Source organism: Mucilaginibacter sp. P4_C11 (genome assembly GCF_056402115.1).
Window position 1 is genome coordinate 15,565 of record NZ_JBFUIA010000015.1, and the last position, 22,921, is coordinate 38,485.

At 43.2% G+C, this 22,921-nt stretch carries 24 protein-coding genes; 11 read left to right on the forward strand and 13 right to left on the reverse strand.

All coding sequences use genetic code 11. The annotated features are described in order from the left end of the window. The first annotated feature begins 75 nt into the window (after window positions 1–75). Complete coding sequence (locus tag AC1DU2_RS15060; protein ID WP_477385152.1) at window positions 76–801, forward strand: RluA family pseudouridine synthase; 726 nt, start codon at window positions 76–78, stop codon at window positions 799–801. Between the two features lie 42 nt (window positions 802–843). On the opposite strand, the gene yiaK is transcribed toward AC1DU2_RS15060, so the two are convergent. Beyond that, complete coding sequence (gene yiaK, locus AC1DU2_RS15065; protein WP_477366738.1) at window positions 844–1,833, reverse strand: 3-dehydro-L-gulonate 2-dehydrogenase; 990 nt, start codon at window positions 1,831–1,833, stop codon at window positions 844–846. A gap of 174 nt (window positions 1,834–2,007) precedes the next feature. Between yiaK and AC1DU2_RS15070 the strand changes: the two genes are divergently transcribed. Both AC1DU2_RS15070 and purN read left to right on the forward strand, forming a co-directional pair. Continuing rightward, complete coding sequence (locus AC1DU2_RS15070; RefSeq protein WP_477366735.1) at window positions 2,008–2,529, forward strand: lipocalin family protein; 522 nt, start codon at window positions 2,008–2,010, stop codon at window positions 2,527–2,529. A gap of 105 nt (window positions 2,530–2,634) precedes the next feature. Next, entirely contained in the window at window positions 2,635–3,213 is a 579-nt protein-coding gene (gene purN, locus AC1DU2_RS15075) for a phosphoribosylglycinamide formyltransferase (RefSeq protein WP_147052601.1), read from the forward strand. A 145-nt stretch (window positions 3,214–3,358) separates the two neighbouring features. On the opposite strand, the gene AC1DU2_RS15080 is transcribed toward purN, so the two are convergent. Together AC1DU2_RS15080 and AC1DU2_RS15085 are read right to left on the reverse strand one after the other, a co-directional pair. Beyond that, window positions 3,359–3,886, reverse strand: a complete 528-nt coding sequence (locus AC1DU2_RS15080) for a hypothetical protein (protein ID WP_477366731.1) — start codon at window positions 3,884–3,886, stop codon at window positions 3,359–3,361. 51 nt (window positions 3,887–3,937) lie between these two features. Beyond that, complete coding sequence (locus tag AC1DU2_RS15085; RefSeq protein ID WP_477385153.1) at window positions 3,938–4,600, reverse strand: SH3 domain-containing protein; 663 nt, start codon at window positions 4,598–4,600, stop codon at window positions 3,938–3,940. Between the two features lie 128 nt (window positions 4,601–4,728). On the opposite strand from AC1DU2_RS15085, the gene AC1DU2_RS15090 reads away from it, so the two are divergent. Next, complete coding sequence (locus AC1DU2_RS15090) at window positions 4,729–5,061, forward strand: hypothetical protein (RefSeq protein WP_477366725.1); 333 nt, start codon at window positions 4,729–4,731, stop codon at window positions 5,059–5,061. On the opposite strand, the gene AC1DU2_RS15095 is transcribed toward AC1DU2_RS15090, so the two are convergent. Together AC1DU2_RS15095 and AC1DU2_RS15100 are read right to left on the reverse strand one after the other, a co-directional pair. Beyond that, entirely contained in the window at window positions 5,051–7,411 is a 2,361-nt protein-coding gene (locus AC1DU2_RS15095) for a TonB-dependent receptor (RefSeq protein WP_477385154.1), read from the reverse strand. The genes AC1DU2_RS15090 and AC1DU2_RS15095 overlap by 11 nt on opposite strands. Window positions 7,412–7,750: 339 nt before the next feature. Further along, window positions 7,751–8,659: a serine hydrolase gene (locus AC1DU2_RS15100; protein ID WP_477385155.1), complete on the reverse strand. Its 909-nt coding sequence runs from the start codon at window positions 8,657–8,659 to the stop codon at window positions 7,751–7,753. 60 nt (window positions 8,660–8,719) lie between these two features. Here AC1DU2_RS15100 and AC1DU2_RS15105 point away from each other — a divergent pair, with 60 nt between their 5' ends. From AC1DU2_RS15105 to AC1DU2_RS15120, 4 genes are all read left to right on the forward strand, one after another. Continuing rightward, window positions 8,720–8,926, forward strand: coding sequence for a DUF433 domain-containing protein (locus AC1DU2_RS15105; protein WP_477385156.1), 207 nt, complete (start codon window positions 8,720–8,722; stop codon window positions 8,924–8,926). A 258-nt stretch (window positions 8,927–9,184) separates the two neighbouring features. Then, entirely contained in the window at window positions 9,185–10,225 is a 1,041-nt protein-coding gene (lpxK, locus tag AC1DU2_RS15110) for a tetraacyldisaccharide 4'-kinase (RefSeq protein ID WP_477385157.1), read from the forward strand. Further along, window positions 10,209–11,024, forward strand: a complete 816-nt coding sequence (locus AC1DU2_RS15115; RefSeq protein WP_147052612.1) for a purine-nucleoside phosphorylase — start codon at window positions 10,209–10,211, stop codon at window positions 11,022–11,024. Before lpxK ends, AC1DU2_RS15115 begins: the two co-directional genes overlap by 17 nt. Window positions 11,025–11,032: 8 nt before the next feature. Beyond that, window positions 11,033–13,129 carry a putative porin gene (locus AC1DU2_RS15120; protein ID WP_477385158.1) on the forward strand — a complete coding sequence of 699 codons (2,097 nt, stop codon included), beginning with the start codon at window positions 11,033–11,035 and terminating at the stop codon, window positions 13,127–13,129. A 329-nt stretch (window positions 13,130–13,458) separates the two neighbouring features. Here the strand turns inward: AC1DU2_RS15120 and AC1DU2_RS15125 are convergent, their stop codons facing one another. Beyond that, window positions 13,459–14,679, reverse strand: coding sequence for an asparagine synthetase B (locus AC1DU2_RS15125; RefSeq protein WP_477385159.1), 1,221 nt, complete (start codon window positions 14,677–14,679; stop codon window positions 13,459–13,461). Between the two features lie 267 nt (window positions 14,680–14,946). On the opposite strand from AC1DU2_RS15125, the gene AC1DU2_RS15130 reads away from it, so the two are divergent. Together AC1DU2_RS15130 and AC1DU2_RS15135 are read left to right on the forward strand one after the other, a co-directional pair. Continuing rightward, window positions 14,947–15,384: a peptidylprolyl isomerase gene (locus tag AC1DU2_RS15130; protein ID WP_477366704.1), complete on the forward strand. Its 438-nt coding sequence runs from the start codon at window positions 14,947–14,949 to the stop codon at window positions 15,382–15,384. An 84-nt stretch (window positions 15,385–15,468) separates the two neighbouring features. Further along, complete coding sequence (locus AC1DU2_RS15135) at window positions 15,469–15,987, forward strand: DUF5606 family protein (protein WP_477366701.1); 519 nt, start codon at window positions 15,469–15,471, stop codon at window positions 15,985–15,987. Window positions 15,988–15,997: 10 nt separating this feature from the next. On the opposite strand, the gene AC1DU2_RS15140 is transcribed toward AC1DU2_RS15135, so the two are convergent. The 5 genes from AC1DU2_RS15140 to rlmH form a co-directional block, all read right to left on the reverse strand. After that, complete coding sequence (locus AC1DU2_RS15140) at window positions 15,998–16,564, reverse strand: hypothetical protein (RefSeq protein WP_477366698.1); 567 nt, start codon at window positions 16,562–16,564, stop codon at window positions 15,998–16,000. Window positions 16,565–16,567: 3 nt separating this feature from the next. Next, the gene (locus tag AC1DU2_RS15145) at window positions 16,568–16,978 is read right to left on the reverse strand and encodes a Dabb family protein (RefSeq protein ID WP_477385160.1); all 411 of its coding nucleotides are present in this window, start codon (window positions 16,976–16,978) and stop codon (window positions 16,568–16,570) included. A 35-nt stretch (window positions 16,979–17,013) separates the two neighbouring features. Next, a complete protein-coding gene (locus tag AC1DU2_RS15150; protein WP_477366692.1) occupies window positions 17,014–17,490 on the reverse strand; it encodes a hypothetical protein in 477 nt (158 codons plus the stop codon). 11 nt (window positions 17,491–17,501) lie between these two features. After that, a complete protein-coding gene (locus AC1DU2_RS15155; protein WP_477385161.1) occupies window positions 17,502–18,473 on the reverse strand; it encodes a cation diffusion facilitator family transporter in 972 nt (323 codons plus the stop codon). Window positions 18,474–18,691: 218 nt separating this feature from the next. Continuing rightward, the gene (gene rlmH / locus AC1DU2_RS15160; protein ID WP_090645149.1) at window positions 18,692–19,165 is read right to left on the reverse strand and encodes a 23S rRNA (pseudouridine(1915)-N(3))-methyltransferase RlmH; all 474 of its coding nucleotides are present in this window, start codon (window positions 19,163–19,165) and stop codon (window positions 18,692–18,694) included. A 66-nt stretch (window positions 19,166–19,231) separates the two neighbouring features. Here rlmH and AC1DU2_RS15165 point away from each other — a divergent pair, with 66 nt between their 5' ends. Beyond that, window positions 19,232–21,040 carry a MutS-related protein gene (locus tag AC1DU2_RS15165; RefSeq protein WP_477385162.1) on the forward strand — a complete coding sequence of 603 codons (1,809 nt, stop codon included), beginning with the start codon at window positions 19,232–19,234 and terminating at the stop codon, window positions 21,038–21,040. Between the two features lie 427 nt (window positions 21,041–21,467). On the opposite strand, the gene AC1DU2_RS15170 is transcribed toward AC1DU2_RS15165, so the two are convergent. Both AC1DU2_RS15170 and AC1DU2_RS15175 read right to left on the reverse strand, forming a co-directional pair. Next, the gene (locus tag AC1DU2_RS15170; protein WP_477385163.1) at window positions 21,468–22,493 is read right to left on the reverse strand and encodes a hypothetical protein; all 1,026 of its coding nucleotides are present in this window, start codon (window positions 22,491–22,493) and stop codon (window positions 21,468–21,470) included. Continuing rightward, a complete protein-coding gene (locus tag AC1DU2_RS15175; RefSeq protein ID WP_477385164.1) occupies window positions 22,490–22,771 on the reverse strand; it encodes a hypothetical protein in 282 nt (93 codons plus the stop codon). The genes AC1DU2_RS15170 and AC1DU2_RS15175 overlap by 4 nt, the downstream gene beginning before the upstream one ends. Between the last annotated feature and the right edge of the window lie 150 nt (window positions 22,772–22,921).

Genomic DNA, 22,921 nt, shown 5'->3' on the forward strand with positions numbered 1-22,921 from the left:
AAAATGAGAAGGAAGAACTATCTCCGCTATTAAATCAGCAAATCCGAAATCGAACATCCCCAATCCGAAATAAAAATGGCCCGCCCCGAGTTTAATTATACCAGTTTTGATGTTACTGATAAGGATATCCTTTATGAGGATAACCACCTTATTGCGGTGAACAAACGTGCCGGGGATATTGTACAGGTTGACGATACCGGCGACGAATCATTGGACGATAAAGTTAAAAAGTACATAGCCCAAAAATACAACAAGCCCAATGGCGCTTTTTTAGGCGTGGTGCATCGGTTAGACAGGCCCGTGAGCGGCGTTATATTGTTTGCCAAAACCAGTAAAGCGCTTGAGCGGATCAATAAAATGTTTAAGGGCCGCGAAATGCATAAAACCTACTATGCCGTGGTGCGCAAAAAACCGTATCCCGAATCGGGCACATTGGTGCATTGGCTGGTAAAAAATCCGCAAAAAAACGTAACCAAGGCACACGACAAAGAGGTACTGGGCAGTTTACGATCTGAACTAAGCTACAAACTGGTTGCCGAGCTTAACGGATACTACCTGATAGAAGTTGACCCTATAACCGGCAGACCTCACCAAATCCGCGTCCAGTTATCAACACTGGGCTCGCCTATTGTTGGCGATAATAAGTATGGTTATCCGCGCGGCAGCCTGCATAAAAGCATCTGTTTACATGCTCGCAAGCTTACCTTTATTCACCCGGTAAAAAACGAGCCTGTCGAAATTATAGCTCCTGTTCCGCGCGACGGCTTTTGGGAAAAGTTTGAAGGAATGATGATAGGTTAATTCAAAAGTAAAAATTCAAAATTCAAAAACAGAATAGCGGCTTTACAAGCCCTTCACCACCTCCCAAATCCGTTCATCAACCAAAACTCCTTCGGATAGGTTTCGTTCGCGGGTTTTCATGGTATTTTCGCCGGGATAGCTTATAGTACCGCCCTCCTGCTCGGGGGTACTGGTTTTGGTGTAAGCGATAATCTCTTCAATTAATGTGGCTGTTTGTTGGTCGTTTACCGGTTTTATACATATAAATACCTGCGATATGCCGGAGTCGGCCCCGCTTTGGGTTATTCTTGCTGTGGAGTTACCGCCAGTTAAAACCGTAGCCAAAAGATCGAGCACTAAAGCAAGCCCCGATCCTTTCCAAAACCCAATTGGGAGTAATCTTTTCGACTCCAGGATAGCCGCGGGGCTGGTACTTAAATTACCCTTGCTATCATATCCGCCAGGCAAAGGCAAAGCCTCGTTGTTATTTTCATATTGCTTCAGTTTCCCCAACGAATATTGCGATATGGCCATATCCAACACCACATGGCCTTCTTTGCGCGGCACAGCTATTACCAGCGGGTTATTACCCAAGCGCGGATCGAGCCCGCCCCAGGGCGGTAGGTTGGCAATGGTATTGGTAAAGCATATACCTATAAAACCGGCGTCTGCTGCCTGCCAGCCGTAAGTACCACCCCGCATCCAGTGGTTGGTGTTTTTTAGCGCCACGCAACCTATTCCATTATCATTTGCCAGCGTCATGGCCTTATCCATGCCAAACCTGGCATTCAGCATACCCGGGCCCAAATTGCCGTTCCATTGCTCCATGGCGCCAAAACCGTTTTCCCGGGTGGGTGAGTTGCTCGGTTTAACCAGCCCATCTTTTACGTGCTGCACAAAAACAGGAAAACGGTTTAACCCATGGGTATATATCCCATCCCTGCTGTTTTCTGCAAAAATACCCGCACATTGGTCGGCTTTGTCTCCAGTAAAATTAAGCTTTAATAAAACGCGTTTAAATTCGGCTTCGAGCAGAGGGAGTGGGATGCGCATGGTTTTAAATTCAAAAGTTAAAAGTAAAAATTCAAAAGTAAAAACCCTTGCCCCTGCTCGAAGATGTTGATAGCGCCATTAAAATAAAAAACGTTTAAAACAGTTAGTTAAATATAACCCCTGCCGGTAGATTAATAACTGCAGGATTTCATATTTTTGCGCGTACACTATTTCATGAAAAATAAATTTCCATTACTTTTTATAATTGCTTTAGTTGTTGCCGGCGCACTGGCAAACTCCTGCAAAAAAGATAAAAACAGCAATATTCCGGCCCTGCTAACCAGCGGTGTTTGGGAACTGGCATCGGTACAGGTTTACTATTATACGGGGAATACACAGATAGGCAATCCGGATACATTGAATACCGATTGCGATAAAAGTCAGTACTTTACCTTCAAAAGCGATAACACCTGCAGCTACACCAATTTTGATTGTATTGAGCAAACATCAACCGGCACCTGGAATTTGACCGAAAACAAGTTATACTTTTCATCAGATATCGTAGCTAAAGATACTGTAGCAGGCGGCAGCACGAGTACCGAAAAGCCATTTAATTACACGCAGATTGAAACCCTTGGCACTTATTCCCTGGTGTTACAAACCGGCGATGTTGAGCCAAATTATTCTGCTACCAAAGCCCGCACCGTTAAACGTTATGGATTTATAAGGCAAAAAGCTACAACAAATACCAATTAAACCACGTAAAAAATTATATTTGGATATTATTGAACGGTTTATAAAACTACCACGGATATGTTTAACTGTTGTTCGCGGTAACTTCAACACCTTTGAAAAACTTTAATGAAGAAACGAATTGCCATTTTTGCTTCAGGTTCGGGCTCAAACGCCCAAAAGTTAATGGAGCATTTTAAACGCAATGCCGAGGCCGAAGTTGTACTGATACTCACCAACAACCCGCAAGCCTTCGTATTACAGCGTGCCGACAATTTTGAAGTGCCATCGCACATTTTTACCCGCCACGAATTTTTTGAAACTGATGATGTAATCCGCCTGCTCAAAAACCTGCAGGTTGATTTGATTGTACTGGCAGGTTTTCTGTGGCTTATCCCCGGCTCATTATTAAAAGCCTTCCCCAATAAAATCATCAACCTGCACCCCTCCCTGCTACCTAAATATGGCGGCAAAGGCATGTACGGCGATCATGTGCACAAAGCAATCTTGGATAACAAAGAAGAAGAAAGCGGCATCACTATCCATTTTGTAAACGAGCATTTTGATGAAGGCGAGGTTATCCACCAATCGAAGTTCAAAATTGAACCGGGCGATAACATCGAAATGATCAAATTCAAAGGCCAGCAACTGGAGCACCTACATTTCCCCAAAGTGGTAGAGGCGTTGCTGAAGAAGATGAAGAGTTAACAGGGTTTTCAGGATCTGGTAGAATTAACGGTTTTTTTTCTGAACCCGGATAAATCAGATTTTCAGGATTTTGATTAACTTGAGGGCAATTTTTATTCACAACTCACAACTCACAACTCACAACTCACAACTCACAACTCACAACTCACAACTTCTCCAAATACTCCTTCGGTATCGGGTTGTCCTTCCGTTCGCCGTCAAAAAACCAGGCCAGGATCCAGAAACGGGTACCATCGTTAAATAATTCGATACTGTTGATTCCGCGTTCGATAATTGGCCCACCGGCAACATTGCGCGATTCATAGGTGCTGAAAACATGGTAAATGCTGCCAAACTTTTCCACTTTCCTTGAGATCTCCCTTTCGTCAAAACCATCGCGGGATAATGACGCGTCGGACAGGCGATGATATTCTTTCAGCGTCATGTAATGAAACTTTATCTTGCCTTCCTTATTCAATCCTGCCGAACCTACATGCGCATCCGCAATATGCAGCAGGCTATCGCGCTCATAGCTTACCTTCTCCCCTTTTTTTACAGTCACCACATCGTAATAGGCTTTCATAATACCATCAAGGGTACTCACATTGTCGCCATATTTGGTTACAACCTGAGCCGCGGCAAATTGCAGCAAGCCAATAGTTAAAAACAGGGTTAGAGCGGCTGATTTTTTCATGAGCAGGAAATATCGTTAGACAGGTTTAAATAAAATCGAATTTAAACAATATCAGTCACAATCATATGATGATATTTTTACACCTCCGGCTTGTTGTTTTTCAACTTTAATATTTTGCGCGGCATCTGCATTTTTATGCAATACTTTTTCAAAAAGCATAGCTTCATCCAGGCTAATGTTCTTTAAAAGCAGTTTATGGTCGGCACAGCCGTCAAAATAGGTCTCGGTGGTTACGGCCCCATTTTTGTAATAAATGCTTGTTTCTTTGGCTCCTTTTTTGGGTATCCTTTTCGCAATTTTTAAAACCCCGTAATTACGCTTAAGGTAAGCATCTTCCGTTTCTACAAAACCATGATCATCCATTTCCAACGCAGGCATGACAGACAGATAGCCATCAAACAGGTACCCTGGTTTACCCTTAAATTCTACCTTTATCCACTTACCGCTCAGCCGGTACGGTTCTTTTAAAGCTGCGGTGTTAAAATCAACCGTTAAGGCTTTAACTTCTCCCTCGGATTTAACAGGCTTTACAATAGTTCCATAAGGAATGGTCGCGATGGTTTGGCTCTTGTCGTCAGCGCTATTTTTTAAGTTTACACCGGCCAGCAACCATACTTTCAGTGATTTGGAAGTGGTATTTGCCTGCGCCCCAGCCTTAATGGTAATAGTTACAGATAACACAAATGCTATTGTAATTGCGATAAGTTTTTTCATAGGTAAAAAATACAATGTTATTACGGGCTAAAGATACATAGCTAACATTTATTTAACTACCATAAATTAATAATTAGAACGTTAGCCGCCATTTAGTGTTACCCTACTGCACCACAAGCATATATAATATGATAACCGCTAAAATAATCCGCCACCGGCATAAATTCCACCATTATATTAACGACGATCTTAAGTCGGTTAAAGAGGAAACCTTTTTTAAAATAGTTTTTTCAGATCCCGCAGAAATGGACTTGTTTAAAGACTGGATAACGCAACACGGCGGCGAGTACGATTACAATAAAAACGAAAGCCGCCAGGAAGGTAAGTTCCCGGCGGTCCCGATGTTTCATGATGAAATTTGCTGGTGCGATATCATGACCTACTACCTGATGCATGTAGCAGGTTATGTATTTTACTCAACCATTCATCCTTATAAAGGCGAGGTATACACTAAAAATTAGCGGCTACCGATACACCGTAAACCCTTGGGTTACCTAAGTGGGTAGCGCCAAAATCGTATGCGTAATCAATAGCTTTTTTGTTGCCTATGTTGCTTTCCCATAAAAACAGACTATAGTTTTTGGTATCGATGCCGATCCTGGCGTTGAATTTACTGTAGCCTTTTTGTTCGATGGTGTTGGCCAGGTCAAAATACTGGTCGCCAAGGTAGCGCCACTCGCCACGGGCTACTAACCTTGTTTTTTGCCGGCCGCCAAGTGCATAACCATATTGCAGTGCCAGCATGTTGGTAAACTTAGGCGTGTAAATTTGTTTGTTGCCTTTTAAGTCAACAATAACGCCATTGTTGCCTACAGCCAGGTCGGTGTAATGAGCATCGGTGTAGCCAAAATTATTTTCAATTTCCAGGCCTTTAACCGGTGTGGCGCTTAACTCAACCTCAACACCTTTACTGCTTAATTTACCGGCATTTTTGGTTATGGTGATAGCATCCGGTAATACCAAAGTTGGTACCTGCGCATCTGTTACCCGTGTATAAAACAGGGCTACGTTTGCGCGCAGTTTGTTGCCCAAAAAACTATTTTTCGATCCAACCTCGAAGTTGTTGCTATATTCTGGTTTAAAAGTGTACAACGGGGGCGACGATGGATCTGAACCTAACTCGGTAATACCGCCAGCCCTGAAACCACGGCTGTATGTAGCATATAAATTATTGGCAGCCGATAAATGATAAGCCAGGTTAAGTTTTGGCGAAAAGGCTTTAAAATTTGCCGATGAAGAGGTATCCGACCGGGTAACCATAGCGTCGCCGCCATCGGGCTGAAACTCGCCTTTCACACTTTCTTTTTTGTGCTCATGATCATAACGCAAACCGGCGGTAATATCAAATTGCGGACTGACCACGTAGGTTACCTGGCCATAAACTGCCACGCCAAAATTTCTGTCGATATTGGTATTGATGCTGGTAAAGTTGGTTATTGGCGAGCCAACAGCCGCAGCATCGGTGCCAAAATAGGTTCCCTGCTTGTTTGGGGCGTAGTGGTAAAAACCATAAGCGCCCGCAGTCCATTTTAGTTTAGAGGTTGACGATGCAGGCGAAGTAAACCTAAACTCCTGGATGCCTGTACGTACTTTATTCCAGTCGCCGCCATAATTGTTTACTACCGATACCGCGTCGATAGGCGAAAAATCACCGTCAATAGGTTTGGTATAATAACGGTTATTTACCTGGTATGATGACTGCGAGGTAAAGTTAAAATCGCTGCCCGAATAATTGATGGCCAGCGAGGTATTGAAGGTATTATCAATCATTTTGGTGGTGGCGTTTTGATCTACCTGGTAAGGTTTGCTCAAAGCGTCATCCGGCGAACCGGCCAAGGTGAACGCACCGTTATTACGGTTGTTGTAATTTTTAGCATTTAGCGTAAAAGCCAGTTTGGATGTGGCCAGGAATTTAAGGTAGTAATTACCTAAAAAGAAGTGTTGCTTATCAAAATGGCTATTATCAAACGTATTGGTATAAAAACCATTAAAACCCGAGTAAACACCAGCTACACCTAAAAACAATTTATCTTTTATCAACGGTGCTTTTATACCCAGGGTAAAACGCTGCTGGCCGTAGTTGCCAAAATCCAGCCCGGCAAAACCACTTAGCGTGTTTGATGGCTGTTTGGTAATAATATTAATAACACCACCTGTAGCATTGCGGCCGTACAGCGTGCCCTGCGGGCCACGCAGCACCTCTATCCTATCTACATCAAGCAGCTGTGGAATGTAAGTATCCAGGCCGTATTGGTTTACGCCATCAACATAGGTAGCCACAGCTGGGTCATATGAGGTGGTAACTATACCCCTGATACCGCTAACCGTACGGCCATCGCCCGAGCTGGCCGAGTTTAAGTTGGGGGCAATAGCTGTCAAATCTTTCAAATCCCAAAGCCGGTAATCTTTTATTTGCCTGGCCGATAAGGTTGTAACACTGAAAGGCACTTTTTGGGCATCCTCCTCGTATTTTTGAGCCGTTACCGTAACTTCATCCAGTTGGTTACTGGCATCTTTCAATTGAAAACTGATGGGGCGCATAGTGCCGCTTAAAACAATCGATTGGCTTTTTGCAGCATAACCAACGGCGCTGATGTGCAAAATATAACTCCCGGATGCAATATCTTTTAATGAGAATTTCCCGTCCTTATCGGCAACAGTACGGTAATTGGTATTCAGCAGGTAAACTGTAGCACCGGCAATGCCCTGGCTTTTTTCGTCGGTTATGGTACCCGATAAATTGGCAATAGTTTGTGCTTTTACTGTAATACAAAGTATAAGCAATAAAAATAAAGTAAGTGTTTTTTTCATTTAACTGGTTGTAACTGGCATGTGTATTTTTAACACATTGATATAATTGCCAATTATAACAAACGGCATCCATTTAACTGCAAAGCAAACAGAAATTTTACTTAATTATTATTGGTTCATATAGCTACGCTGTCATTAGTCATTGTCGCTGCGCTTGTCATTGGTCATTGGGCTTTGCGATTAAAAAACAAGACGGTAAAAAATCACCAGACGATGGATTGGAAAAGGCGTTGCCTTTTCCAATGACCAATGACCAATGACCAATGACCAATGACCAATGACCAATGACCAATGACCAATGACCCAATGACCCAATGACCCAATGACAAGCGCAGCAACCTATTCATTCAGCATAAATTTATCTAAACCATCCGCTGGTTTCCAGTTGCTGGCGGGTTCGTAGTAATGCCATAGCAGGGCCGATATTTTTTTGATGAGCAGGCCGGCTTCGTTACTTGTTCCCCAGCTTTGATCGGTATTATGGTTGGTGATAATGGAGAATACGTAGTCGCCATGGGGCGCGTTTACCAGCACAGTTTCTGACCGCGACTCATCAACCGCGCCCTGCTTGGATATGGTGTGCACATATGGCGGAATTTGCGACAGGGCGTGCTCGTCCCAGTAAATACGGCCCATGTTGCGGTACATTCTTTCGCTGGCGGCGGGGCTTACGGCTTCGCCTTTTCTGATCATGGTAAAAAGGCGGCACATTTCATAGGGTGTGCTAACGCCCCATCCATAAATTTTACGGATAGCCTCGCGGCCGGCCACACGCGAGTTTACCCGCATCACCTTAAAACCGTTTTGTTGCAGCCAGTTGTTAATATAATCGCCGCCAACCAGTTTTTGCAGCCACAGGCTCGCGGTATTATCACTCATGGTAATCATCAGCATAGCCACTTTACTCAACTGTACGGTGTCCTTATCTTTAAACGAGCCTAAAAGATCCTCTCCGGCATATAAAAGCGAATCGCGGTAAACCAGCTTTTGGTTATAATGCAGTTCGCCCTTCTCTATCTTGTCCATCAGCCCGCACTGAATGCTCACCTTAATCATGCTGGCTGTAGGGAACAGCGTATCGGCATTAATGGCAACGGTTTTACCCGTTTTAAGGTTTTGTACATAAATGCCTGCCTGGCCATGAAAACCCTTAACGGCATCCTGCAATTGCGCAGTTAGTTTTTTATCAGTTTGGGCGAAGGTGGCTGTTGTAAGGAGTAAAAAGAGGGTGAGGAGTTTGAGTTTCATGAGTGAATTGTTTATCAGATGCAAAATACTCAGTAAAATCAATAATCTTATCTTTATGATATGGATATTCAACAGGTTGTCAATATAGATCAGGATGTTTTAAGCGGAACACTGGTATTTGCCGGTACGCGTGTGCCGGTCGAGTCGCTTTTTGACCATTTAAAAGCCGGAATTTCTCTTGAGGCTTTTTTAGACGAATTCCCATCGGTTAAAAAAGAGCAGGCAATGTTTTTGATTGATAAACAACGGCAATTAAATTTCCTGTAAGCTGTTTTGCCCAACATCCTATCTCATCGCTGCAACAAATAGCCTTTAAATTTTTAGATTTGTTTCTTCTTTAAAAAGATAAATGAATAAACCATCGATTCCACGTTATCGCACACTTGACTTCTTGAAGTATATAAACACCGGCTTTGTACGCAGGCGAAGACTCACCCGGCGAGGCTACACCCCCCATTTCCCCTTTAGAGCTCCGAAAAATTTCATTACTCCTAAACAAATGTGGCCTAATACTATTTACCCCATATGAAACTCCTCCGCTGGCTTCTATTCCCATTTTCGCTCGTTTACGGCCTGGTTGTTACCATCCGTAATTGGTGTTATGATGCCGGGGTGTTTAAAAGTACCGGTTTTAACCGCCCGGTGATTGTGGTGGGTAATCTTGATGTAGGTGGCGCGGGTAAAAGCCCCATGACCGAGTACCTGATCCGGTTATTTCAGGATGAAAAACCGACCATACTTAGCCGCGGGTACGGCCGCAAAACCAGGGGCTTTTTGCTGGCGGGCGATAAGCCACAGGCATCGGTTATAGGCGATGAGCCTGCCCAGTTTAAACATAAATTCCCGAAGGTTACCGTTGCCGTTTGCGAAAAACGGGTAGCGGGTATACAGCAGTTAAAAGATAAATACAGCCTGGTAATTTTAGATGATGCCTACCAGCACCGGGCACTTAAACCGGGCTTTAGCATTTTATTGTTTGATTATAACCGCCTTAACCAACCACGGTTGATACTGCCAACCGGCAACCTGCGCGAGCCGTTCAGTGGCCGCGAAAGGGCCGATGTTATTGTCATCAGCAAATGCCCGGCAACATTGGCAGATGCGGAAATGGCTATCATAAAAAAACACATTAAGCCCTTGCCCAACCAGCAGCTATTTTTTACCTCCATAAACTACCTGGCCCTGCAAAACATGAACGGGGCTACTGTGTATCAAAATATTGATGAGCAAACCGCCGTGTTTGTGCTTACGGGTATTGCCAATCCCGCGCCTTTGTTATCGCATTTAAAAAACCATACATCTATCATCAATCACCATAAATATCCCGATCATCACCAGTTTACCTTAAAAAATATCAGTAAACTTGCCGATGATTTTTTTGCCTGTACATCACAAAAAAAGTTAATCATCACAACAGAAAAGGATGCGCAGCGTTTAGGGGAACAGGAATTGCAGCCGGCCATTAAAAAACTGCCTGTTTTGGTACTGCCGATAGGTATTAGTTTTTTAAATAACGGCAAACAGCAGTTTGATAATTTAGTAACCAAATATGTTAGACAATATTGAAAGCACCGCCCGGTACATTAAAAACCGCATAGGCGATTTTGAACCCGAGGTAGGTATAATTTTAGGCACAGGCCTGGGTGGGCTTGTTAAAGATATCGTTGTAGAAAAACAATTGATGTACTCCAACATCCCCGATTTCCCAATCTCGACATTGGAGTTCCATTCGGGTAAGTTGATATTTGGCACACTTGGCGGTGTAAAGGTGGTAGCTATGCAGGGGCGCCTGCACTATTACGAGGGTTATAACATGCAGCAAATCACTTTCCCGGTTAGGGTGATGAAATACCTGGGCATTAAAACCCTTTACGTATCAAATGCCAGTGGCTCCCTTAACCCCGATTTTAAAAAAGGCGACCTGATGGTTATTGCCGATCATATTAACCTGCAACCGCAAAACCCGCTCATTGGCAGAAATTATGAAGAGCTTGGCCCCCGTTTCCCGGATATGAGCCAACCCTACCAGCGCACTTTAATTGATAAAGCTTTAAGTATTGCCGCGGCAAACAATATTACCTGCCATAAAGGAGTTTATGTTGCTGTAACCGGCCCTAATTTAGAAACCAAGGCCGAGTACACTTATTTAAGGATCATTGGCGGCGACGCAGTAGGCATGAGCACCGTACCCGAAGTTATTGTAGCAAACCATATGGGCATACCCGTATTTGCCATATCGGTATTAACAGACGAAGGCTTTACTGATGTGCTGGAGCCGGTATCATTAGAAGAAATTATAAGAGTAGCCGAGGAAGCCGAGCCAAAACTGACCCTGATCCTCAAAAATCTGATAGCCGGTAATTAGTGTAATTAATGCATCATAAGCTCAAATATATTTTATTGCTCCTGTTGTGCTTTGGCATACAGTCGGCTTTTGCACAATACGGCCAGGTAAACCGGGCAAAGCCACTATCAACTCGCGATACATTAAAAACCCAACGGAAAGTTAGCGACGACGAACTGCTGGATAGCCTGCGCAAGAAAGAGGATAATAAAAAAGACTCTGTTGTTTTCAGCTCCAAGTTTATCCGTGTAACGATGGAACGTTTCCTGAGCGACAGCACACAAACTTTCGCGCTGGATACCGGCATTTATAACTTTGAAAATTACAGCCCGCTTACCGATCCCCGCCATCCGCGCATCAGCCTGGGTTACAATGGTGTATCGCAACGAAGCATGCTGTTTGAGCCCGACCAAACCATAGGTTTTAACACCGGCCTGCACTCGCTTGATGTATATGCCTTAAAACCACAGGATATTAAGTATTATAACGCCAGGGTGGCTTACTCCAACCTCACCTTGTTTAACGGCTTTGGCAGCTCGGCCGAGCAGGTTTTCAAAATCATCCACACCCAAAATGTAAAACCTAACTGGAATGTAGGCTTCAACCTCAATTTCAACGGATCGCGAGGCTTTTATAGCACCAGCAGCGTGCTGCAGCAAAATGTGAGCGATGTAAACGCCGCGTTTTTTACCTGGTACCAATCGCCAAGCAAGCGTTACAATTTGCTGGCCAACATCATTTATAATAATTTAAAAGCACCCGAAACGGGCTCCATCCTTAACGATACAATTTTCACGGGCAAAAGCAATTCCCTGTTCTTTAAAAACTCGGCCCCTGTGCGGCTGGCAAACAGTTACCAGCAGTGGACAGATAAAAGCCTGTACATAAAGCAGTTTTATTACCTGGGCCGTATTGATAGTTTGAACAAAGGCAAGGCTAACTCCAAAATTTTGCCTACCCAGCGCGTAGCACACACCTTACTTGTTCAAAACAGCAGTTATAATTACCTGCAAACAAACCAGCCCGATACCTATAATGTATTCCCCGATTATTATTACAGCTATAACCGGTCGCGAGACTCGTTGGTAGTAACCCATGTTCAAAACGAATTTTCTTACAGTTTCTATCTCCGCAGTAAATCGGTAAAGTTTGTAAAAAACGAAGTAAAGCTCGATCTGGGCCTGGTACATGACCTTTATAATTACGCGCAATACGTAAGCGACACCGTGCTAAATCAGTATGGATACAAGTACATCCACCAAAATAAAATGCAGAATAATACCTTCCAGGATATTACCCTGAAAGCCAAATTCAGCTACCGTTTTAGCGACAGGCTTGGTCTTGAAGGCGACTTTAGGCAGATAGTGCAGGGCCGGGATTTTGGCGATTATTTTTATGGCGCAAAGCTTAACGTTGCGGGTAATGATAAAGCAGGCAAAATTATTTTAGAAGCCTATTCACAAAACAGCTCCCCGCCGCTCATTTACACCAACTGGATAAGTAACCATTATATTTTCCATAATAGCTTCAAAAACCAAAAAACAACCAGTGCCTCGTTTAGCTATATCAACAACCCTTTGCAGCTGGATATCAAGGCCGAGTACTTTTTAATTGCCGGGTACATGTATTTTACCGCACAGGATGGCGGTATCGACGCCCACCCTGCTCAGCTGAGTAATGATATTAACCTGTTAAAAGTAAGCGTGGGTAAAAATTTAAGCTACCACAGCCTGCACTTTGATAACTACATCGTTTACCAGAAAACAGATTATCAATCAACCCTGCGCACACCCGAGGTTTATACTTATAGTAACCTGTATTTCAGCAAAACACTTTTTAACGTACTTAAATCAAACTTTGGCGTAAGCGTAAGGTATAATACCCCGTATGTGGCACCGTCATACGCGGTAGGCATTGGCCAGTTTTACAACGGGCCCGATGTTACCTTTACATCGTACCCCGTAGCATCCGTTTACTTTAAGGCCACCCTGCAACGCACCAACCTGTTCCTGATGTATGACTATGCCAACCAGGGCCTGCAAAGCAGAGGTTTTTACACCGTAAACCGCTACCCTATGCAAGACCATTTGCTGAAGTTTGGTGTCAGTTGGACGTTTTATAATTAGTTGTAAAAAAGAATCAAGAGACAAGAATCAAGAATTAAGACACCCGCGTGGCGCTTCTGCCTTCGTACCTTTATATATCTACATCAATTGTGGGCGTATCCCTGCGGGCCGGGCTAACCGCTCATATTTCACAAGCCTTAAGCGCCAGGCCGGTATCCGCTTTTATCCCTTACGCGTTTGTCTGAACTCGAATTAAACGAATTTTTAGAATGTCCCGAATTGCTTTTTTAAATTCTGTAAATTTTTTAATTCTGTAAATTCCGGTTCAGACAAAATCACCTGTACATCAAAAAGTCTTGATACTTGATACTAACTACTTGATACTAAAATCAAGTTTTCTGTTTCTTCTTCTTTGCCGCCGGGAATAATACATTGTTCAAAATCAAGCGATACCCTGCCGAATTGGGGTGAAGTTTTAAATCTGTCGGCGGGTCGCCTACGGCGTGTTGATAATCTTCGGGATCGTGGCCGCCGTAAAATGTCCATTGGCCTTTGCCGTATTCGCCGTGTATGTAGCGGGCTTCATTAGCGGTTTTCATTTCGCCCATGATGGTTACACCGGGTTTTAGCATACTTTTATTATAGGCTGTGGTGAGGCCCATGAAGCCTTTTATCACCTTGTCATGATCCTGGGTAAGCATGCTGGGCACTACATCCCATTTGGCCGAAAAATCAAACAGCGTAAAAAAATCGCGCTGGCGCTCCACCTGCCGGGTAGTAGTTACATCAACGTTGCTAAACTGGTGCGACATGGGGTTCATATCCAGCGTAAAATTCTGGAAAGCGAAAGTTTGTGTAAAATCCAGTTTCGATTGTGCGTCCGGGTCGGCAGCATCGCCATCAAACATCCGCTCGCAAATATCAGTATTGGATGAGGCCAGGGCAATATCAAACGTATCGGTACCCGAGCACATGGCAAACAAAAAGCCGCCGCCGGCGCAAAAATCGCGGATACTTTTGGCCACTGCCAGCTTCATTTGCGATACCTTTTTAAACCCAAGCTTATGAGCCAGCGCCTCCTGCCCTTTTACATCATCGTTGTACCATTGCGCAAACCTAAAAGCACCGTAAAACTTGCTGTACTGGCCGGTAAAATCCTCGTGGTGCAGGTGCAGCCAATCGTATTTTGGCAGTTCGCCTTTTATAACTTCTTCGTCATACACTACATCGTAGGGGATCTCGGCATACTTTAAAACCAGGGTAACGGCATCGTCCCAGGGCAGTTTATTTTTCGGCGAGTAAACGGCCATTTTGGGCGCCTTCTCCAACTTAACCACATCCATATTTACCGACGGGTCGCTTACTTCGGTAATAATCTCATTCACCTTAGCATCGGCCAACACCTGGTAGCTTACCCCTCGTATTTTGCACTCCTCCTCCATCTTCTGGTTATACTTCATCATAAAGCTGCCGCCGCGATAGTTAAGCAACCAGTCAACCTCCTCGCCATTTTTTAAAGCCAGGAAAGCGATGCCGTATGATTTCAGATGATCTTTCTGCTCATCGTCCATGGGGATGAGGATAGAGGCCGCTTTTGATATACAGGGCATTAAGGCTAAAAGCAAAAGGCAGAAAGCAAAAAGCCGAAAAGAAGGTAAAAGGCAAAAGATGAAAGGCGAAAGGTATTTTTTATATTGTTTATTATTCACTGTCCGGTTGTGCTGATTTATCAAATGTAACGAATAAACAACTAATGTTATTACCATGAATCGTGAAGCTTTAATCATGCAGCATAAGGCTAAAAAGCTTTCAGCCTTATGCTTTTCGCTTTCTGCTTTTTTATTACCTTTGCCAACTGTTTTCAAAAAAACAAAGAAATGAGCAAAGCAATAATCAAAACTGAAAAAGGTGACATGACCGTAGAGTTTTACGATCAGGATGCCCCAAATACTGTAGCTAATTTTAAAAAATTAGCTAAATCAAACTTTTACGATGGTGTTATCTTCCACCGCGTTATCCCTAACTTTATGGTGCAAGGTGGCGACCCAACCGGTACCGGTGCTGGTGGCGCAGGCTACAAAATTGATTGCGAATTGACAGGCGATAACCAGTACCATGATCGTGGTGTGCTTTCAATGGCACATGCCGGCCGTAACACCGGCAGCTCACAATTCTTTATCTGCCATAACCGTACAAACACTGCTCACTTAGATCGTAACCACACCGTGTTTGGTAAAGTGATTGAAAACGTTGACATTGTTGACGCTATCCGCCAGGGCGATAAAATTTTAAGCATCGAAGTAATAGAAGATTAAGTTATTGGTTGATTAGGTGAGTGGTTGATTGAGTTTAAAACCTAATCAACCACTCACCCAATCAACCTAATCAACCAATAAAACATGAATTTACAAGGAATTGTAGCCGTATCTGGCAAACCGGGATTATGGCGGGCGTTGGCTCAAAACAAAACCGGTTACGTACTGGAGAGTCTGGATGCACAAAAAACAAAACTGGTGGCCAACCTGTCAACAGCTAAACTGGCTGCCCTTACCGAAATAACTATTTTTGGTATTGAGGATGACATCAGGCTTACCGATGTTTTTGAGCAGATGAAAGCCGCCGCAAACGTACCCGACGCTAAAGCTGATGGTAAAAAAATGCGCGCCTTCTTTTACGAAGTAGCGCCAGATCATGACGAGGAGAAAGTATATGCATCTGATATGAAAAAGATCCTTACCTGGTTCCATATCCTTAAAGATTTACCATCATTTAACGAGGCAGACCCAACTTCGGCACCAGCTGCCGAGGCCGCCCCTGCCGAAGTTGAAGAACCAGTTGCCGAGGTAGTTGCCGCCGAACCGGAGCCAACTCCTGCCCCAAAAGCAAAAGCTAAAAAAACAACAAAAAAAGCCGAGTAATCGGCTTTTTTTAATCCAGGGTACCGGTATCCTTTATCTTACCGGTTGAGTCAACTTTGATAATAAGGCCATTATCATAATAATCAGTAAGTGGAACACCTATCCCATACTCTATCGTAAAGCCGTTGCTATTCATATTTGCATAAGGAAATGACAGTGTGCCTGATTTTGCTAACCTATCGCTTATTGATTTATTGAAGATTGCCTTGCTGATTGTTCCCTTGAAGATGATCCGGGAATTGATCTTAAACTCAACATCCGATACAAAATTGTGAGTTTGAAAAGCCGTCAAACCATAAACATCAAGGTATTCCCTGGGGACACTTATTTTGTTATCATAAACACAGTAATGCCTGATGCTCAAGGCTTCAGTATCACCATTGGCTAAAATCTCTGTTGTATCAACTTTAAAGGTATCTTTATAACTGGCCAGCAATTTTTTTAGCAGGCTATCGCGCTCATGCGGGTTAAGTTTCTTAACTTTTTGCAAGGCCGGATCCGTAGCTTCATTAGCACAACCTGCCATTAAAATGGCAATGCCAAGCACAAACGCGACTGCACCAAACGCGGTTCTCATTCCTTAGGCTTCCACCGCGTCATACACAATCACTTTTTCCCAAAGGTGGCTGCAATTTTTGATGAACTCCAGGTGTAAGGGGTGGGTTTGATAGGTTGCCTGCCCGGCAAGGTCGCTAAAAAACATTAGCTCTGATACCGCCCAGCTGTTATCAACCACATCACGTTTTTCGGTGCTGGCAACAACGCCTACACGCAGTTTTTTAACGGTTTCTATTTTCGACAGGGTTTTAACGCCTGCAACCAGTTTATCCCTGTCTTCAACCGAACCGGGATTTTTAAGCCAGAAAAACACATGGTGTATTACAGGCCAGTCTTCTTTTTGATCTATCATTGGCATTGCTGATGCTACAGCTGTCCCTGCTGCCAGGGCGGCTGTAGTGGTTATAAATTTTCGTCTGTTGGTAGTGCTCATAGCAGGGTTATTATTGAGCGTTAAATTAGGAAGAATTATTGGAATCGCTTAAGCGAAATATTCTCCATTTCGTTTAGTAAAGTATTTTTCATAAAACTTACCTTCTTTTCTAAAAGTTCTGCCAGTTCTATCGTCGGTTCGGCATTAAAAGGATAACATTCATCTACAGATCTTTTAGCTTTGATGTGCGCAATCCAATCTTCAGCCAATCGAATGTAATCTTCTAATACTTCAACAGTAGAATCCGGCCCGTAAACATCTAAATACATTGAAGGGAAATCACCGACAATCACCCACAGAAAATTATTTTCTTTGCTTTGTATATTGTCTATTTCGAAAAGAAAAATACAAAACACTTCCCCAAGGTTGTAATAAAGAAAGCTATCATTTATCGCAGCACACCATTTAAAACTAAGCAGGTACTTCTCAGCTTTTCTATAAACCCCTGGTAATTCGGAATAAAAATCAATATCCGGTTGAATATCTTTATAGTTAACAGGGTATTCTCTCATTGGTTATTTACCTACGCACACTCCGGCTGCCCGCACTTTTCATCGGCAAACTCGGGTTCAAAAGTGCTGTGGTTTATTTCCATGTGTTCCAACCGGTGACGGAGATCATGTTTAATACTATCAAAATCAGCCATATTCTCTGGTTTAATAACCAGGTGGGCGGTTAGGGCATTCTCGGTAGTGCTAAGCGCCCATACGTGCATGTGGTGCACATCTACCACGCCTTTGCCTTTCATCAGCTCCGCTTTTATTTTTCCAAGGTCCATTTCGGCAGGTACGCCGTCCATTTCCAGGCGCAGGCTGTCTTTTAACAACCCCCAGGTTCCGCGCAATATCACAATGGCAATAACTATACTCACAATACTATCTATCCAGTACAGCCTGGTAAAATAGATGATAACACCCGATATCACAACGCCAAGCGATACAATGGCATCAACCGCCATGTGCAGGTAAGCACCTTTAACATTCAGGTCGGTATCTTTGTCTTTTACAAACAACCACGCTGTAAACGCATTTATACCAATCCCAATAAATGCAACCCAGGCCATGGTACCGCCTGATACTGTTTCGGGGTTCAGGAAACGCATGATGGCTTCGTAAACAATAAAGCCAACGGCTACAAACAGGATCATTGCATTAAAAAAGGATACGATGATGGTCGATCTTTTATAGCCGTAGGTATACTTGCTGTTGGCGCTTACTTTAGTAAGCTTAAAGGCCAGCAGGGCCAAAGCTAAAGAAGCCACGTCGCTCAGGTTATGCCCGGCATCGGTTAACAACGACAGCGAATGTGTCATAAAACCGGCTACGGTTTCAATAATTACAAAAGCCGAATTTAAGATGATGCCTACAATAAAGGCTGTATTCAAATGATCCAGCTTGGGCGCATGATCATGGTGATGATGCCCGCCGTGCAAGTGAGAATGTGAATGATCGTGACCCATGGCGCAAAGGTAGGGTTTTAGATGTGCAAATTTCAAATTTCAAATGTGCAGATTATCCATCTTAATCAGAAGTTCATACTCACGCGTGCAAATAAAAAACAGATGTGCAAATTTCAGATGTGCAGATATGCAGATGAAAAAACATATCTGCTAAAATCATTTAACATCTATCCCAATCATCTGCACATCTGAAATTTGCATATCTGCACATCAACTCCCTCATCTGCACATCTAAAATCTGCACATCTGCACATCTACTCGTGATGATACGGCTCGCCCTTCAAAATCGTGTATGCGCGGTAAAGCTGCTCGACAAAAAACAGGCGGACCATCTGGTGCGAGAACGTCATTCGCGACAAAGAAATTTTATCGTTGGCACGTTGGTATACCGATTGGTCGAACCCATAGGGGCCGCCAATAACAAATATCAGGTTGGCCGATAGGCTAATCTCTTTTTTGTTGATATAGGCGGCAAACTGGGTAGAGGTATATTCGTTTCCCTTCTCATCCATCAAAATCACATGATCAAGCGGGCTTATTTTTTTCAGGATAAGCTCGGCCTCTTTTGCTTTTTGCTGGTCGGCGGTAAGTGCTTTGGTATTTTTCAGTTCGTTAATTTCTACCAGTTCAAGTTTGGTGTAATGCTTCAGGCGCTTTACATATTTATCAATGCCCTCTTTTAAATAGGCATCTTCGGTTTTGCCAACGGTTAAAAACGTGATCTTCATATCTCAAACAAATAAACGTTTATTTAAAATATATGTGTTTATTTAGCCACAACTTTTTTACCGGGTATGCAACAGGATATTATTACCAATTATGAACAACGCGCCAATGCCGCACAGCAAGAAGCCGCCAAATATAAAAAACTTGCCAATACGTATTCATTATTGAGGCTCAGCATCTTCGCGCTTATTGTTGTAGCCATCAGCGTTGGCGTGCAGCAGGATAATTTTACAATTGTAGCTCTGGCCTTTGTAGTGCTTATTTTTGCGTTTGCGTGGCTGGTATCCCGCCAAAGCCGGTTCGAAAAACTTAAACAGTACTACGATGACCTGCAAAAAGTAAACCTGAACGAGATAGCCAGCATCCAAAGCCACGTCAATATGTATAACGACGGCGCCCGCTTTGGAAACGAAAAGCACTTTTACACCTCCGACCTGGATATTTTTGGCAACGCCTCCCTGTATCAATTGGTTAACCGCACAGCAACATCTACAGGCAACAATAAACTTGCCGAATGGTTTGATAAACCGGCAACCAAAGCCACCATTCTGCAGCGCCAGGAAGCGGTTAAAGAAATAGCCGGCAAAAACGACTGGAAACTTTCGGTGCAAACCCTATTGGTATTTGCCATTCAGCAGGATGTTAATCAGCTTAAAAACCTTTTCAAATACCTGCATCTGCCGCTTGATATGCCCGGCGAAAAATGGCTTGCCATGTACACCAAAATAGCGCCGTATTTGTTTACAGGTGTTTTGATACTGGCCTGGTTTATTCCTTATGCCAGGCTGGCGGCCATTATAATAGGTATTGCCAACATGGGCATCGTATTCTCTAAAGCCATGTACATTAGCAAAGCCGATATGATTGCCGGTAAAATTGGCGATACGCTGGCCAAATATGCCGATGTATTTAAACAGGCGGAAGACGAGCCCTGGCAGGCCAGCTATAATGCATCGCTTGCTGCATTATTAAAAACCAGCCAAACCTCCAATAAAATAAAAGAGCTGGCCAACCTGATCAACAAACTCAATTATCACCTTAACATGATTGTTGGCTTTGTGCTTAACCTATTCTTTTTGTGGGATATCCGCCAGGTAATAGCCATTGAAAACTGGAAACGCCAGAATAACGAAAGCCTGGAAGCCGCTTTTGATGTTATTGCCGAATTTGAGGTCCTTATCAGCCTGGCAAGTCTCGCTATGAACTACCCCGACTGGGCTTATCCTGAAATTGAAGATAAACCAGGCTATACACTTGTCGCCCACTCACTTGCCCATCCACTTATTGACGCTGCAAAACGTATAGAAAATAACTATGAACTGGAGGATACTCATAAGATAGATATCATCACCGGCTCGAATATGGCGGGCAAGAGCACCTTTTTGCGCACCATAGGCATCAATACAGTACTGGCGCTTTGCGGCGCTCCTGTGTGCACTAAAAGCATGCGGGTGTCTGTTATCACCATGATTAGCTACATGCGGATTAAAGATTCACTAAACGAAAGCACATCAACCTTCAAAGCCGAACTCGACCGCCTGCAAATGTTGTTAGCCGCGGTGGAGAATGAACCCAAGATATTTTTCCTGATTGATGAAATGCTGCGCGGCACCAACTCTGTTGACAAATACCTTGGCTCCAAAGCGGTTATCGAACAACTGATCCGCAAAAATGCCGTGGGTATGGTGGCCACCCACGATTTGCAGATAGCACGCCTGGAAGATAAATACCCCCATTATGTACGCAACTTCTACTTCGATATCCAGGTAAAAGAAGGCGAAATGCTGTTTGATTACAAGATAAAACACGGTGAATGCAAAACCTTTAATGCATCTCTGCTATTGAAGCAGATAGGGATTAATGTAGAGGCGGAGTAGAATCAAGTAGTTGACGGAACCAATTGTCAGTCGGCACTTATTACAGGGCAAACGCATCTAATTGGGTTAACATAACTTAACATATTTCAGATATATATTTTATAAATATTTGATAATCAACATTTTATATTTCATCATGGTTAACACTAAACTGATGGCACAATTTAGGCGCATCCAAATATTTGTGTTGTTGGCCAATACAAGTTTCTTAGGTAGCCGCATCATTTAATCACTATTAGCCAACAAAAACATGGTATCGTTTGATGCTTATATCTTCCCGAAGCTATAAGTTCATTCTGTTAGCTATTATTAAATAACGGCTTATCGCCGTTAACCAATTAGATTCGTTTACCCTGGCGCTTATTAGTGGTTATACCTGATTTTATTCCCTGGCTTTCTATTTTTTACATGAGCGCGGCGTAATCAATTATCGCGGCCCAAATACATTTTTGAGTTTAATGGGTGGGAAAAGATTCCATGAAATCCCTAAACCAAACTGGTGCCCCGAGTCGACAAACCGATAATTGTAATTATCGTGCCCGGCAATAAACGTAACAAAAAAGCCAAGATCAGGGGTGGCCGCTATGGGGTACGCCGTGAATATCGTTTCTAAACGCCAGGGCTCAACGCTTTGATGCGCATTAAATATCCGCTCGAGGTTTCCGGTGATCGAATACCTACCCCATTTCACTTTTTCAATGTATTGAAATCCGGCCGATAGCCTTACTTTGCCGTATATTTTAATATCCTCATCGGAATAACCGCCGGCATCAAAAACCCCAAAAATCCGGTCATGATATAAGGTGCCGCCAAACTTGTATGAATATGTCCTGATAGCCTTATTATCGGTCCTAAAACCGGTATCAAGGATGTTTTTACGATAATTAACTATAAACTCGGTAAGGTCGGTTGAAAAATTTGCGCTTTTCCGGTTCAGTATCGACGATAAGTTTGTTTGCGGTGTTATTGTTTTGTACACGGCCTCGCTTTCAGGCGAGCCATCGGCATATTTATCGGTAAAAGCACCACCGTCTTGCCCGTTAGAGTAATGACCACTTTCGAGCGAAAACGTTAATAAATCGGCGTCATGAATTCTAAATACTTGTTGTGTTCCGGCCAGTATCCGGTATGATGGTGTTCGTACCGGCAATGAATTTTCGGTATACATTCTCAATTGTGGCCGGTAAGATAAATACCAGGCCTGAAAATGATTACCGTGTATGCCATCGCTTCTGTCGCCAAGTTTGTATATATTATTGAACACACTATACCTCACTATCGGGTTGGCTTCAAACAAAATTGTTTCATACTTTTTGGCCGACGACATAGTGCTGAACCAACCAATATTGGGGTCGTCGCCGACCGGATAATAGGCCTGATGAGTATTTTGCGCATTACATACACCTGCGATGCTAAAAAGCAGACCAAGGGTGCCAATGAGTTGCTTTTTCATACCGAAAGGATTGCTCTGATGTCGTTAATTTTCCCGTCGATTCCATTTCCATCAAATCCGTCAGAACTTGAATCATCAATATAATACAGAGAAAAAGTGACATGCGCAGCTATAAGCTCATTCCTGATAAGAACAGCCTGATTTTGAAACTCAATTGAAATAAAAAAAGTTGTTTCAATATTTTCAAATTGAAAGGGATGCAAAATGGCTCTAACTCTTGTTAAAGTAACTCCCATATCATCTGCACCATAAACAGTAAGTATATTTCCGTAAGGCATATGTGGTAAGATTTGGCTTAAGACATCTATTTATCTTGCTATAAATTTAAGCACGACAAATACCGTAAACAATACCTGAAAACAGGGATAATAGCAATTTTCCGAGGCAAATTACAGATTTACCTAAAACCAAAAAGGGCCGGAAGATTA

Bases quoted from the DNA above. Each gene is read 5' to 3' on its own strand.
- purN (WP_147052601.1), top strand. From the start codon at position 2,635: ATGAAGAAACGAATTGCCATTTTTGCTTCAGGTTCGGGCTCAAACGCC.
- AC1DU2_RS15150 (WP_477366692.1), bottom strand. From the start codon at position 17,490: ATGAGAGAATACCCTGTTAACTATAAAGATATTCAACCGGATATTGAT.
- lpxK (WP_477385157.1), top strand. From the start codon at position 9,185: ATGAAACTCCTCCGCTGGCTTCTATTCCCATTTTCGCTCGTTTACGGC.
- AC1DU2_RS15140 (WP_477366698.1), bottom strand. From the start codon at position 16,564: ATGAGAACCGCGTTTGGTGCAGTCGCGTTTGTGCTTGGCATTGCCATT.
- AC1DU2_RS15175 (WP_477385164.1), bottom strand. From the start codon at position 22,771: ATGCCTTACGGAAATATACTTACTGTTTATGGTGCAGATGATATGGGA.
- AC1DU2_RS15125 (WP_477385159.1), bottom strand. From the start codon at position 14,679: ATGCCCTGTATATCAAAAGCGGCCTCTATCCTCATCCCCATGGACGAT.
- AC1DU2_RS15085 (WP_477385153.1), bottom strand. From the start codon at position 4,600: ATGAAAAAACTTATCGCAATTACAATAGCATTTGTGTTATCTGTAACT.
- AC1DU2_RS15070 (WP_477366735.1), top strand. From the start codon at position 2,008: ATGAAAAATAAATTTCCATTACTTTTTATAATTGCTTTAGTTGTTGCC.
- AC1DU2_RS15120 (WP_477385158.1), top strand. From the start codon at position 11,033: ATGCATCATAAGCTCAAATATATTTTATTGCTCCTGTTGTGCTTTGGC.
- AC1DU2_RS15130 (WP_477366704.1), top strand. From the start codon at position 14,947: ATGAGCAAAGCAATAATCAAAACTGAAAAAGGTGACATGACCGTAGAG.
- AC1DU2_RS15170 (WP_477385163.1), bottom strand. From the start codon at position 22,493: ATGAAAAAGCAACTCATTGGCACCCTTGGTCTGCTTTTTAGCATCGCA.
- AC1DU2_RS15060 (WP_477385152.1), top strand. From the start codon at position 76: ATGGCCCGCCCCGAGTTTAATTATACCAGTTTTGATGTTACTGATAAG.
- AC1DU2_RS15115 (WP_147052612.1), top strand. From the start codon at position 10,209: ATGTTAGACAATATTGAAAGCACCGCCCGGTACATTAAAAACCGCATA.
- AC1DU2_RS15145 (WP_477385160.1), bottom strand. From the start codon at position 16,978: ATGAGCACTACCAACAGACGAAAATTTATAACCACTACAGCCGCCCTG.
- AC1DU2_RS15080 (WP_477366731.1), bottom strand. From the start codon at position 3,886: ATGAAAAAATCAGCCGCTCTAACCCTGTTTTTAACTATTGGCTTGCTG.
- AC1DU2_RS15095 (WP_477385154.1), bottom strand. From the start codon at position 7,411: ATGAAAAAAACACTTACTTTATTTTTATTGCTTATACTTTGTATTACA.
- AC1DU2_RS15135 (WP_477366701.1), top strand. From the start codon at position 15,469: ATGAATTTACAAGGAATTGTAGCCGTATCTGGCAAACCGGGATTATGG.
- rlmH (WP_090645149.1), bottom strand. From the start codon at position 19,165: ATGAAGATCACGTTTTTAACCGTTGGCAAAACCGAAGATGCCTATTTA.
- yiaK (WP_477366738.1), bottom strand. From the start codon at position 1,833: ATGCGCATCCCACTCCCTCTGCTCGAAGCCGAATTTAAACGCGTTTTA.
- AC1DU2_RS15090 (WP_477366725.1), top strand. From the start codon at position 4,729: ATGATAACCGCTAAAATAATCCGCCACCGGCATAAATTCCACCATTAT.
- AC1DU2_RS15165 (WP_477385162.1), top strand. From the start codon at position 19,232: ATGCAACAGGATATTATTACCAATTATGAACAACGCGCCAATGCCGCA.
- AC1DU2_RS15100 (WP_477385155.1), bottom strand. From the start codon at position 8,659: ATGAAACTCAAACTCCTCACCCTCTTTTTACTCCTTACAACAGCCACC.
- AC1DU2_RS15105 (WP_477385156.1), top strand. From the start codon at position 8,720: ATGGATATTCAACAGGTTGTCAATATAGATCAGGATGTTTTAAGCGGA.